The organism is Halocynthiibacter sp. C4, assembly GCF_028823805.1.
Lineage (GTDB): Bacteria > Pseudomonadota > Alphaproteobacteria > Rhodobacterales > Rhodobacteraceae > Falsihalocynthiibacter > Falsihalocynthiibacter halioticoli.
The window spans coordinates 838,718-851,510 of sequence record NZ_JAPEIE010000002.1 but is presented as its reverse complement, the minus strand read 5'-3'; the positions used below and the strand labels follow the sequence as shown (position 1 = coordinate 851,510).

General features: G+C 52.0%; 11 protein-coding genes and 1 tRNA gene. 5 read left to right on the top strand and 7 right to left on the bottom strand.

Annotation, left to right across the window (positions count from 1 at the left end; all coding sequences use genetic code 11):
• Positions 1 to 54: 54 nt before the first annotated feature.
• Positions 55 to 1,260, bottom strand: coding sequence for an ABC transporter substrate-binding protein (locus tag OU789_RS11355; RefSeq protein ID WP_274655711.1), 1,206 nt, complete (start codon positions 1,258 to 1,260; stop codon positions 55 to 57).
• An 82-nt stretch (positions 1,261 to 1,342) separates the two neighbouring features.
• A complete protein-coding gene (locus OU789_RS11350; RefSeq protein ID WP_274655710.1) occupies positions 1,343 to 2,398 on the bottom strand; it encodes an ABC transporter ATP-binding protein in 1,056 nt (351 codons plus the stop codon).
• A gap of 127 nt (positions 2,399 to 2,525) precedes the next feature.
• Here OU789_RS11350 and OU789_RS11345 point away from each other — a divergent pair, with 127 nt between their 5' ends.
• Positions 2,526 to 3,524 (top strand): ester cyclase, encoded by a 999-nt coding sequence (locus OU789_RS11345; protein WP_274655709.1) that lies wholly within the window; start codon positions 2,526 to 2,528, stop codon positions 3,522 to 3,524.
• A 39-nt stretch (positions 3,525 to 3,563) separates the two neighbouring features.
• Here OU789_RS11345 and OU789_RS11340 read toward each other — a convergent pair whose 3' ends face one another.
• A complete protein-coding gene (locus OU789_RS11340; protein ID WP_274655708.1) occupies positions 3,564 to 4,331 on the bottom strand; it encodes an IclR family transcriptional regulator in 768 nt (255 codons plus the stop codon).
• Between the two features lie 151 nt (positions 4,332 to 4,482).
• Here OU789_RS11340 and OU789_RS11335 point away from each other — a divergent pair, with 151 nt between their 5' ends.
• The 4 genes from OU789_RS11335 (at position 4,483) to melA (ending at position 8,963) form a co-directional block, all read left to right on the top strand.
• Positions 4,483 to 5,739, top strand: coding sequence for an ABC transporter substrate-binding protein (locus tag OU789_RS11335; protein WP_446719175.1), 1,257 nt, complete (start codon positions 4,483 to 4,485; stop codon positions 5,737 to 5,739).
• Positions 5,740 to 5,834: 95 nt separating this feature from the next.
• A complete protein-coding gene (locus tag OU789_RS11330; RefSeq protein WP_274655707.1) occupies positions 5,835 to 6,767 on the top strand; it encodes a carbohydrate ABC transporter permease in 933 nt (310 codons plus the stop codon).
• A gap of 1 nt (position 6,768) precedes the next feature.
• Complete coding sequence (locus tag OU789_RS11325) at positions 6,769 to 7,617, top strand: carbohydrate ABC transporter permease (protein ID WP_274655706.1); 849 nt, start codon at positions 6,769 to 6,771, stop codon at positions 7,615 to 7,617.
• The gene (melA, locus tag OU789_RS11320) at positions 7,614 to 8,963 is read left to right on the top strand and encodes an alpha-glucosidase/alpha-galactosidase (RefSeq protein WP_274655705.1); all 1,350 of its coding nucleotides are present in this window, start codon (positions 7,614 to 7,616) and stop codon (positions 8,961 to 8,963) included. The genes OU789_RS11325 and melA overlap by 4 nt, the downstream gene beginning before the upstream one ends.
• A gap of 151 nt (positions 8,964 to 9,114) precedes the next feature.
• Here melA and OU789_RS11315 read toward each other — a convergent pair whose 3' ends face one another.
• The 4 genes from OU789_RS11315 to OU789_RS11300 form a co-directional block, all read right to left on the bottom strand.
• Positions 9,115 to 10,305, bottom strand: coding sequence for a polysaccharide pyruvyl transferase family protein (locus tag OU789_RS11315; RefSeq protein WP_274655704.1), 1,191 nt, complete (start codon positions 10,303 to 10,305; stop codon positions 9,115 to 9,117).
• A 178-nt stretch (positions 10,306 to 10,483) separates the two neighbouring features.
• On the bottom strand, positions 10,484 to 11,323 hold the full coding sequence (locus OU789_RS11310; protein ID WP_274655703.1) for a sulfotransferase family protein: 840 nt from the start codon (positions 11,321 to 11,323) through the stop codon (positions 10,484 to 10,486).
• A 331-nt stretch (positions 11,324 to 11,654) separates the two neighbouring features.
• Complete coding sequence (locus tag OU789_RS11305; protein WP_274655702.1) at positions 11,655 to 12,485, bottom strand: NAD-dependent epimerase/dehydratase family protein; 831 nt, start codon at positions 12,483 to 12,485, stop codon at positions 11,655 to 11,657.
• Positions 12,486 to 12,620: 135 nt separating this feature from the next.
• Positions 12,621 to 12,695 (bottom strand) — tRNA-Gln (locus OU789_RS11300).
• Between the last annotated feature and the right edge of the window lie 98 nt (positions 12,696 to 12,793).

Genomic DNA, 12,793 nt, shown 5'->3' with positions numbered 1-12,793 from the left:
CTAAAGTTTCGTTAAAGCCGGGGGAGGGCCGAAACCTCCCCCCGACAGGGAGTGTTATTCCACCAGACCAGATTCTTTGGCGGCAGTGATGTAGGCAGCTTCGATGTCAGAGAGAGTTGTCGCTGCATCTTTGGCGCCTGTCAGATAGTCGGAGATGCCATTGCCCAGAACCGTGTGCATGATGCCCATCGGGCCAGAGCCAGGGTATGGCGCGGTGCCAGCTTGTGCGGTTTGATAGGCGCCTTTGGCCAGCGGACCAGCAGTGAAGCCATCGATCAGCCACACAGCGGCATCGTTGTTGGCTTGGACCATCTCTGTGTCCATGCCCTCCATGGCAACCTGAAATGCTGCTTCGGCTTCTTCATCGGTCATGTTGGCGGCAAAAACGACGCCATCCCACCATAGCGAAGACGCTGGACGCACCGAACCCATCGGCGCTGCGGCCATCACGACCTTGCCAACAACTTGGCTCTCGGCTTCATCATCCATCGCGGCGGCACGGCTGGCCCAAAGGTTCGCCATGGCAATCTTGCCTTGCTGGAACTGCTGCTGAACATAGGTCGAGTCCGACACGAGGTACTCTGGGTCCATGTACTCTGTGAGTGCCTTCATAACCTCGAGAGCAGCAACGCCTTTCTCATTGTTGATGTTAGGCATGTTTCCGTCAGTAAAGAACTCGCCACCTTCACCAAGGTAGTTGTTGATGAATTCTTCGCCGAGGTTCCAGCCTGTCTTGAAGGTGCCGCCAATCGGGTAATCTACCACGCCCGCTTCTTTGATCTTCTTCGCAGCTTCGATCATTTCGGCGTATGTTGTTGGAACCTCAATCCCGAGATCGTTCAGGATATCTTCGCGGTACATCAGATGTTGAAGGTTCACCATCATCGCGATTGCGTATGTCTTGCCGTCAACTTTGATGAGTTGGTTCGGAGCAAGGTGTTGGCCATACTTCGCAACAAGATCATCAAGCGGGCGGATTGTGCCTGCGTTCAAAAGCGGGATCATGGTCGAGTTGGCAACGCCGCCAATCTGGTACAGCGCGGGTTTCGCGGCAAAGGCTTCGGGCTGTTTCTCGCGGAATTCCTGATCGAGGGACGCTTGGAAATTCCCGCATTCCGCCATGGCGTCTGTGACGGCTTTCCAAGCTTCAAAACCAGCTGAAAGTGATTTCAAAGGTGTCGTGTTTTCATAGGCACATGCTGCCCATGCGCCGCTTGTCATCACCGACAACGCGCCGGCCAGTGCGAGTTTCTTTAACATTGATTATCTCCCTGTTGTGTCAGGTCCGCCGTCGACACACGGACCCCGGTTGTATCGCGCAAGGGCGAAAGAATTACGGGGGTCAGCCCCCGATACGTTTGCCATCTTCGGTTGCTTCAAAGAGGTGGCAGGCTTCGCTTGGCACCGAGATCGAGACCATGTCCCCGATTTCGGCGCGATAGGATTTGTCGGATTTGACAGAGACAAGCGCACCGTTGATCCGTACTGAAATCATCGTTGCATCGCCAAGCAGCTCGAGTGTGTAGATCGGCGCTGTGATCTGGCCTTGGCCGTCAAGGGCAAGGGCGGCGTCCTCGGCACGGAAACCAAGAGTCACCGGGCCATTCGGCACGTTAAGCCCTTGAATTTCAGTATTTTGGGTGCGGAATGTGCCGCCTTGTATCTCGCCATCCATCAGGTTCATGGCAGGTGAGCCAATGAAACTCGCGACAAAGGTATTGGCGGGCGTGTCATAGATATCGGTGGGGCTGCCAACTTGCTGCACGATTCCGCGCTTCATCACAACGACACGATCCGCAAGCGTCATCGCTTCGATTTGGTCATGGGTCACATAGATGGTTGTCGCCGCAAGATCGTGGCTCAGGTTCTTAATCTGGGCGCGGGTTGAAACACGCAGCTTTGCATCGAGGTTGGAGAGCGGCTCGTCCATCAAGAACACTTTCGGACGTCGAACGATGGCCCGAGCAAGCGCAACGCGCTGACGTTGACCACCCGAGAGCGCCGCCGGTTTACGTTCAAGAAAATCAAGAAGCTCAACGCGTTCGGCCGCTTGCATCACTTGGTCGTGGTGCAACGCCGTATCAACACCGCGCACTTTCAGTGGAAAGCGGATGTTCTCATAAACGTTCATGTTGGGATAGAGCGCGTAGCTTTGGAACACCATCGCAACATCGCGATCTTTGGGTTCCTTGTCGTTCACGCGTTCGCCATCAACGATGATATCACCCTCAGTTGCGTCCTCGAGACCAGCGATCATCCTCATCGTCGTGGTCTTGCCGCAGCCGGATGGACCAAGCAGAACAAGAAACTCCTTGTCGGCGATTGTCAGGTCAAAGTTGTCGACGCCGACGAATGTACCCCAGCGCTTGCTGATATTGCGCAGTTGGATCTCTGCCATCGGGCCTCCTCCCATTCGATTATTTTGCATACGAATGCAAATAGGTTAGACTTAGCTGCGACAATCTGGCAAGACATATTTGCAATCGTATGCAAAAAACGGCTTAACCCTTTGTAAAGAGAATGAAATGCAGGAACTACAGTCAGCCAAAGAGCTGGTTAAACGCTATTATGCCATGCTGGACGCATCGGGAATCACTGCGCAGGAGACGCTAGAGGCGTTTACCGCCGATACCTATCTTTGGCGCGGTTTCCATCCATTTGGAGAGCTGAATTCAGCCGAGGAAGTTGCTCACAAATTCTGGGGTCCATTTCACAAAAGTCTGACGTCTTTGCAGCGTCGTGAGGATGTTTTCTTTGCGGGATTAAACCAGATCGACGGCTTTAACGGTGTGTGGGTTGTCTCGATGGGTCATTTGCTTGGCCTGTTTGATGAACCGTTCTTGGGTATTCCGCCCACCCAGAAGATTGCGATGCTTCGATACTGTGAATTCAACAAAGTTGAGGATGGGAAGATCGTCGAGACAGCGATGTATTTTGATCTTCCTGATCTGATGGTTCAGGCGGGTTTGCGTCCGTTCCCGAACCAGACGGCGGCGCAATTGGTGCAGCCAGGGCCGAAAACGCATGATGGGTTGCTGAAAAATTCTCAAGACAAGAGTGCAGGCGAGGCAACCTTGGCGCTTATCAACCGAATGATCGGTGACCTTGGCCAATGGAACAGCGGTTTGAGCCTTGAAGATGAGCTCCGTCAGACATGGGCCGAAGATATGCTTTGGTGGGGCCCCACGGGCATCGGTGCGACATTCACGATTCCGCGCTATGCAAAACAGCATTCCGGACCATTCCGCGCCGCATTCACCGAACGCTCAAAGACCAATCACATCGCGCGGCTTGCCGAAGGGAACTATGGCGGATTCTTTGGGTGGCCTAATTTCACAGCACGCTTGTCAGGGCCGTTCATGGGGCAAGATTCCACTGGGAAAACCGGTGAATTTCGTGTGATTGATATCTATCGGCGCGAGAGCGAAAAGCTTGCCGAAAACTGGGTGTTCATCGATTTGTTGCATTTCTGGAAGTCGCAAGGGAACGACGTATTGCAGCGCCTTGCGAGCGGCGATCTCTAGCCTTGAAAGGAGCGGTGTCCGCTTGCAGTGTTATCGGCGTTAACTCGGGAACTGCCAATTTGACGCTTCGGTCGAAATCTGAGCAGCGGTCTGTTTCAACACCGGTTTCAACTGTTCGAGGTCATCGAGCGATCGGCGCGAAGTAGAAGTCGCGATCGAAATTGCGCCGATAACAGTATCATTCGCCGCCAAAATCGGCGCGGCGATGCTGATGATGCCCTGTTCGTGTTCTTCGCGATCAAACGCAACGCCTTCGGATTGGACCTGTCTTAGCTCCTTGTTGAGCGTCGCGGCCAGAATGTGCGTTGATGGTGTGTAGGCCATGAAACTCTGTTGCTTTAACGCGCGTTCGCGACGTTCTTCACTCATGAAGGCCAACATCGCTTTGCCAACTCCCGTGCAATAGCTTGGTGCAACCCGACCCGCGCGCGCGAGCGTATCGAATGAGCCGTTGGATTGGCGTTTGTCGACAAATAGAACCTGCCCATTATCAAGCTGCGCGAGGTGAATCGTTTCGTGCACCTTCTCTGCGAGCTTGTCGATATGGGGCCTGGCAATCGGTGCGAGAGAGGCTTGAGTCCATGCGGAATGTGCGAGACGCACGAGGCGAACTCCCATGGAATATGTCTGGGCATCTTTGTTGTAGGTTAGCATGCCCTGATTGCTCAGGCTTTGCAGTATCCGATAGAGCGTGGCCTTGGGAAATGGGCTGTTTTCAAGGAGTTCGCTGTAGCGCACCGGCCTCTGAAAGGCCGCGACCTGATCCAGTACCGCACAGGCTTTTGCTATTGTTCCTTCTCCCGACACAGAGAATGCCTCCCTCAAAATCTCCTGACGTCATTCAGGAATCTGTTGACATGTTAAGCGCGCTGAGGTGTAGTTTTCAATATGTAAAACCTGTTTTCACTATGTGGAAACAAAAATTACACGATAATTGGGAAGCAAAGGGAGGAAAATTATGCGTTCCATGATCAAATGCGCCGTTGCGGCGCTTGTTACCTCGACGGCACTGGCAGGACCTGTCAGCGCTGAACTGAACGGGGATCTAAAAATCTTCCTCGACACATCGAACCCAGCGCCACGGGCGACGATGGAAGCGATGATTTCGCGTTTTCAGGAGCAGCATCCTGACCTCAACATCGAAACAACCGTAATCGACCGTGAGGCCTATAAAACCCAGATTCGAAACTTCCTCACCGCCGATACGCCGGACGTTGCAACTTGGTACGCTGCCAACCGGATGCGCCCATATGTAGAAGCGGGTCTCTTCGAAGATGTGTCTGATCTTTGGGCCGAGCCCGAAATCGCCGAGAACCTTGCTTCCACAAAAGGCGCGATGACGATCGATGGTAAACAATGGGGCGTGCCCTATACCTACTACCAGTGGGGTGTTTACTACCGTAAGGATATCTACGAAGAGTTGGGCTTGTCCGAGCCTTCGAACTGGGAAGAGTTCAAAGCAAGCTGTCAGGCTATCGTTGATTCGGGTCGTGCTTGCTTCACAATCGGTACAAAGTTCCTCTGGACTGCTGGCGGATGGTTTGACTACCTGAACATGCGCACCAACGGCTTTGATTTCCACATGGACCTCGCTGCTGGCAAGGTATCGTGGGAAGACGAGCGCGTTAAGCAAACGTTCATGAACTGGAAAGAGCTTATCGACATGGGGGCTTTCGTTGAAAACCACCAGACGTACAGCTGGCAGGAAGCGCTGCCGTTCATGGTGAATGGCGAAGCTGCTGGTTACCTGATGGGTAACTTTGCTGTGGCGCCGCTGCGCGAAGCTGGCCTGACTGATGATCAGCTTGATTTCTATCAGTTCCCAGCCATCAACGCAGACGTTGAACTGGCAGAAGATGCGCCGACAGACACTTTCCACATCCCGGCAAATGCTTCGAACAAAGAAGCCGCACGCGAGTTCCTTCGCTTCGTGGTTTCCGCGGATGAGCAAACCGAGATCAACAACGGTGCAAACCTTGGTCAGCTTCCAGTGAATGCGAAGTCCTCTGTAGATGATGACAAGTTCCTAAACCAAGGTTTTGAAATGCTGTCGTCCAATTCGCCAGGTGGTGTCGCTCAGTTCTGGGATCGCGATGCACCAGCAGAGATGGCTAAAGTCTCTATGGAAGGTTTCCAAGAGTTCATGGTTAAACCAGATGAACTTGACAAGATCCTTGCCAAACTCGAGCGCGCACGCGGTCGTATTTATAAGTAAATGCCAAGAGGAGGCTCAGCAGGTCTGGGCCTCCTTTTCGTCGATATTGAATTAAAGGGCGGGCAACTGCGCGCCATATCAAAAGAGACACCCCTATGAGCGTCACGCCCACCACCCCAACCGAAACGAGGAACTGGTATTATCGCAACCAGCAAGCGATTACACCGTGGCTGTTCCTCGCGCCCGGAATTTTGTTTTTCGCAGTCTATGTGATCGTTCCGATTTTCCAGTCCTTTAATATCTCACTTTATGAATGGGATGGGCTTGGTACTGCGGAGTATGTCGGGCTGCGCAATTACGAAGACCTGTATTGGGAGTTCGTTGACCGCGACGCTTTCTATGTGTCTCTCAAGAACAACGTCATTTGGCTGGTAATGTATTTGCTGGCCATCCCTGCGGGCTTGTTCATCGCGCTGTTCTTGAACCAGACGGTGACGGGCATCCGCGTTTATAAATCCCTGTTTTTCTTTCCATTCGTGATCAGCCAAGTTGTTGTGGGCCTCGTGTTCAGCTGGTTTTACGATCCGACGTTTGGCTTGTTGAACAGCTTCCTCGGCGTATTTGGGCTTGGTCCTGTAAATGTGTTGGGGAACGAAAATATGGTGACATATGGAATCATTTTTGCGGGCCTCTGGCCGCAAACCGCATATTGCATGATCCTCTATCTCACGGGCCTGAATGCCGTTGATCCCGAGCAGATCGAAGCGGGCCGTCTGGATAATGCAAAAGGGCTTAAGATGCTCTGGTATATCATCCTTCCGCAACTTCGCCCCGCAACATTCATTGCTTTTGTCGTTACGATCATCGGCGCGCTTCGCTCGTTCGACCTGATTTCGATCATGACGGGCGGCGGACCGTTCGGCTCAAGCCGCGTTTTGGCCTATTACATGTTCGAAGTTGCCCTGAGCGAATACGGGTTCCGAATGGGATATGGCGCTGCAATTGCTGTGGTTCTGTTCGTAATCATGATGGGATTCATCGCCTATTTCCTCTGGTCGATGTACCGCGAAGAGAAGGGGGCACACTAAGATGTTTCCGACACCAATTGAAAAACAATCCGCAGGTGCGCAGGCCGCCTATAAAACGCTTCTTCCTGTTGCCTTGCTAATGTGGCTCGCCCCGTTGCTTGCGGTTGCACTGTTCTCGATCAAGCCTGACACTGACTTCACCAATGGGAATTATTGGGGGCTGCCGTCTTCGTTTGAGTTTGCCCACAATTACGGCCAGGTGTTTTTTAACAGCGACATGCCGCGTTACCTGCTCAACTCCTTTCTGATCACTGTTCCAACTGTGATTGGCGCTGTCGCCCTTAGTGCGATGGGTGGCTTTGCACTGGGCATCTATAAATTCCGCGCAAACTTGTGGATTTTCTTCATGTTCGTAGCGGGGAATTTCGTGCCATTCCAAATCCTTATGGTTCCAGTGCGCGATTTGACGCTTGGACTTGGGCTTTACAACACGAAAACAGGCCTGGTGCTGTTCCATATCGCTTTCCAGACCGGTTTTTGCACGCTCTTTATGCGTAACTTTATCCGCTCGCTCCCTTACGAGCTGATCGAGGCAGCGCGGGTTGAAGGCGTGGCAGAGTGGCGTATCTTTTGGTACGTTGTTCTTCCGTTGATGAAACCCGCGCTAGCCGCGCTTTCGGTGCTGATCTTTACGTTTATCTGGAACGATTACTTCTGGGCGGTGGTTCTGACACAGGGCCCCGAAAGCCAGCCAGTAACCGCTGGCATCACCAGCTTTAATGCGCAGTTCCGCGCGGCCTATCACCTGATGAGCGCCGGAAGCATTGTCGCTGCCTTGCCACCTGTTGCGATGTTCTTTCTCATGCAGAAGCACTTCATCGCAGGCCTCACTCTTGGAGCTGTTAAATGACAAAAATCACCTTTGTTGGTGCCGGCTCGACGATCTTCATGAAGAACATTGTCGGAGATGCCTTACTCACGCCTGCACTTGCCGATAGCCACTTTGCATTGATGGATATTGATCCTGTGCGCCTTGCCGAAAGTGAAATGGTTGCCAAGGCAATGATCCAAACCACGGGAACAGGCGCCCGCGTAACAACGCACACGGATCGGCGCGAGGCGCTTGAGGGCGCGGATTTCGTTGTCACCACCTTTCAGGTTGGTGGATACGACCCTTGCACAATGACAGATTTTGAAATTCCCAAGCAATATGGGCTTCGCCAAACCATCGCCGACACGCTTGGTGTGGGTGGTATCATGCGTGGGCTTCGCACCGTTCCGGTTCTGTGGGACATCGCGCGCGACATGGCAGAGCTTTGCCCAGACGCCACCATGCTCCAATACGTTAATCCGATGGCAATCAACACTTGGGCGCTCGCAGAGCGTTACCCCTCGCTAAAGCAGGTTGGGTTGTGCCATTCGGTGCAAAATACCGTTCAGGAAATGGCCCATGATCTGGACATTCCAGAGGGCGACATCCGCTATAAGGTGGCGGGCGTAAACCACGTGGCGTTTTTCTTGCGCTTAGAGCAGGAAAAAGATGGGGCTCTGCATGATCTCTATCCAGCGCTACGCAAAGGGTATGCAGATGGCAGCTTGCCCAAACCGCCACTGCTGATGCCGCGTTGCCCGAATAAAGTCCGCTATGAAGTGATGAACCAGCTTGGCTATTTCTGTACCGAAAGCAGCGAGCATTTGGCCGAATATGTCCCTTGGTTCATTAAAGATGGGCGCGAGGACTTGATTGCGGAATTTGGCATTCCGCTGGATGAGTACCCCGCGCGTTGCATCGAGCAGGCCGCAAGCTGGAAAGACCAAGCTAAGACACTTGAAAGCGCAAGTGAAATCGAGGTTTGCAAGAGCCACGAATTTGCTGCCGAATTGATGAACGCTATCGTCACTGACACGCCCTATGTTGCCTATGGCAACCTGCCCAATACGGGCCAAATCCCGCAATTGCCCTTGGGAGCAGCCGTTGAAACACCCTGTCTCGTTGATGCCAACGGTGTGCAGCCAAGCGTGGTCACTGACATCCCGCCGCAGCTTGTTGCTGTGATGCGTAGCCAGATCAATGTTCAGGAACTGACAGTCCGCGCGCTCATGGATGAGAACCCCGAACATATCTACCACGCAGCAATGATGGACCCACATACAGCCGCCGAACTCGACATGCGCCAAATTCGTTCGATGGTGGATGACATGCTCGCCGCGCATAAAGACTGGCTTCCAGATTGGTGCCAATCAGGCCGGGCTTAATGACCTAAGAGGTACTGCGGGAATTGGCCTAGTAATCGTATTCTAGGCCCCGTGAAAAGAAAGAGCCGCCTCGTTTTCGAAGCGGCTCATTACTTTTTGATCGGTTGGCTTTCGCCTTAAGTGACGCCCCCTGTAAGGGTGGAGCGCCGGCTTAGCGTTCCAAAGCGTTTACGGCATCTTGAATAACGGAAGTTTCCTGGAGCTTCGCCAACTGTTCGAGGATGCGCTGGGATTCCTGTTCATAGTTCTTGCCCATCATGTCGATCTTTTCGATGATCTGATCAACGCCCGGGTTTCTAATGTCGAACACGTAATCTTGCTGTTTGAAATGCTCGGCGAGGTCGATGTATTTGCTGGCCCAGCCGAGTGTGATTACCGGAACACCACTTCTGTAGGCAAAAACCACCGAGTGATACCGTGACGCAACCACGTATTTGAACCTTGCGATGATGTCGATCAGTTCCGGGCTTGCGTATTCTTTGGTGATTACCGTTACCTTGTCTCTGTTCTTTGTTTTGCTCAGAACCTGCTCAACAAGATGAATATCCGCTGTAGACGTGCAGAGAATGTAGACATTTTCGCCGTTGTCCACGACCCTGTCCAAGCTCTTTGCGTAGAGATCAAAAACAGCGCCGGAGTCGCCAATACGGAACACGTTTTCATTTATGATGAAGCCAACAGAGCCTTTGACAGGGTAGTTTGCCTCGTCATTCGTGTAGGATGCATAAATCTCGTCTGCCGTCGGAAAGAGCTTCTCGCGAATTACCATATCGGCCGACAATTCGACATTATCCAGATCCAGAGATTTCAGGCAGGCGTATCCTTCTTTCTCGCGGGCATAAATCTTGGTGGCGTAGGTCAATTCCTTTTTCACTTTCTTAAGGAATTCCTCATTGTCGCCATCGTCATCCCAGTCGAATGGCCCGAAGCTTTGGGGCATCAGGATGACTTTTTTCTTATAGCGCTTCGCGATTTGAATCGTCTGAAGCAGCAACTCACCACCACCTTTTGGCCAGCCGGAACCAAGTGTGTAGCCGCTCGCATCAAGAATGGCGTCCGCTTCTCTCAGCGCTTTATCCATTTCCGAAACCTTGCCGTTCCACTTGTCTGTCTTTCGCGACTTCCCAGCGAGGCGCGTTATGAGCGGCTCTAATAACGGCACTTTGTTCAGGTTATATTTGAACACCAGACGCGTGTAGTTGTCGTACGGCAATAGCTTGAAGGCATATTGCTCTGGGTCGTCAGTTTTGTTCGCAAAACCAATAACTTCGCAATCCTTGTAAATGGCCTTTAAGCCATAGCAAAGCGATAGAAACATAGCCTGAGAGCCTTTGTTTCTCATCTGTATTCCGGTAATAATAAACTTTTTCATACTAGTTAGCGAAAAACTTAGACTTCCGCTTTTCCTCCTTGGATTTCCGAAATGTCGTGGTGTCTGTCCTGATTAGTCTTTGATCATCAAACGCGGCAAGTAATGGTCTTGGGCTTAGTTTTTGTGCGTAAAGAATGAGAGAGCTGCATCAATTGGTCCGATCCGAAGGCTGGTACCAGTGGCTAAGAGATTGCCCGCTCATTTTCTCAAGAGCCTCGATCGACGGATGGTAATAGTCGTTCAAACGATTGCGCAGCTCGTCTGTTAGTTTCGGGTAATTAGGCTGCGCAGCAACCAATCCTCGGACAGTCTCGAAAGCGGACGTCCCGCGAAGGGGGCGAACGATCGGTTTCATCCATGCCAGGCTACGGCGCAACCCGGGAGGGACCGTCTCTGTTGTCTTGTCCTTAACTTTCTTGGTTCCGTTTACCAAAATCTGGCGGGGCGGAAGGCCAAGGTGCGAACGGACCTGTGAGATTTGCGTCTCTGGATCGCCTGCGACCCCTTCGAAGAACAAGATCAGCAGCTTTTCGTGACCATAGAGATCTATGTAGTCTTGAAGGAGCGCTGCATATTTACCCGAGATCAGGTATTTGAGGTTTTCGCCCTGAGAAGGATCCAGATATGTTTCAATATCTTTTCCAACCTCGCCGCGTCTAAAGCGCATGCAATAGCTGGAATAGGCCCGTTCAACCGGATTGCGCAGCTGGGCAATCAGCTTAACGTCTGGCAAGTCGTTGTGAAGACGTGCAGCGGACTCGGGCTCATAGAGATAGGAGTTGGATTTCTCGCCAACGATCTTGTCGCTCATTTGTGAGTCAAACTGCGAAAAATACCAGTCCGGCCCCCGACTGTACTCTCTAGAAAAATAATGTAGCTCCGGATCAGGCATATAAACTGCCGGATCCATCTGTAATTGCTTTTGAAGCCATGTCGTCGCTGACTTGGCGGCGCCGATAATGACGAAATCGATATCTTTAAATTGCATTAGCTGGTGGAGTCTCTGATCTGTGCGCTGGAAATTAGCGGTAAATACCGACGATACCACGCAAATGTTAAGTCTAGCAAATGTGAATTAGGTTTCTTGGAGGCCAATCCCCCAGTCTCAATCGAACGTTCTCCTCATTAATCATGTCAGCTTTGCTGAGCTGTCAAGGAATGTAGGTAAACTCCCATCGATTTGTGCGCATTTGATGACAATGATGAGATTTCGCATCAATTGTGTATTCTGTAGTCGAGCACGACCAAGTAAGACCGAACTTCCAACATGGTTCAAAGTGCGGCTGCAATTGTGTCCGTAGGTTTTTTGGCCATTGGCGCTAGCGCAATCGCCTAAACTGATCTTTATTCCGACGGACAAAGTCTTCCAGCGTTTCAAACTCATGCGCAGGGAGTTTAGGCGATGCGGCGAGGGGTTTTGCTGCGGGGCCTAGGCGTGGAAGAAAATGCAAGAGCAGCATAACCGCAATAAATGGCCAGTCATTTCCCTGTTTCCGCATGTACCAGATGTAGCCAAACAGGCTCGCGGGTTCATAAGTGATGCTTGTTCCTGCAATCTCGTTGATCGTTGAGCAAACCTCAGAAAACCCTGCATAAACGCCAGCGTTCACCAAAACGCCGCGCTCGCCAATTTGACCAATTAGCGCCGCAACCGAGACGGAAGCCACATCGCGAACCGATACCCAGTTCAATTTCAACTTCCCCGATGGGAGATACACGCGATTGTTTGCGTCCAGTTCTGGCCAGAGCGTTGTCAGAAGGTTCTCCATGAAATAGGTCGGCCGAGTGAACACGTGTTCAAATCCCATCTCGGCGATCTTCTTTTCGATTTTTGCATGCGGCAGGTAGGATTTCGTGTCTGCGCCCATCACCGAAAGAAACACAATCCGCGTTGAGCGCGCGTAGGGTTGCAAGAAGCTTTCGAAGATATCGGGGTCGGTTAAATGCGGCGGGCGCATGAGAAAGATCGCGTCGAACGTGCGCTCCGGCTTAATGCCCTGCTCAAAGTCAACCACTGTAGGAATTACGTTATCATTTTGCCCATAAGAACCGGATCTTGTGCCCGCAAAAACATTGTGCCCATGAGAGAGCAAGAGGTTAACAATCTTGCTGCCCACATTGCCGCTCGCTCCGGTAACCAGAATATCCATTTAGATGGCCTTTTGACGCAAGTGTTGAACAAAGCATTGAATTCAAACTTGGTGCCACCTGAAACGTGCTGATGCAACAATTTCGCGCGCTAAAGCAACGTGTTCGGATGTGAGCCTGGATTGTGGGAAAGTTTGTGGCTGGGGTGGTAGGATTCGAACCTACGGTACACGCTACCAAAAAGCGTTGCCTTACCACTTGGCTACACCCCAACTGTGAGCGGCTGTTTACGACGAGCGTTGCGAGTCTTCAAGCCCTGAAATGCTGCTATTTGCGATTTTTTTGGTCACGCCCGTATCGTCGGTGCGGC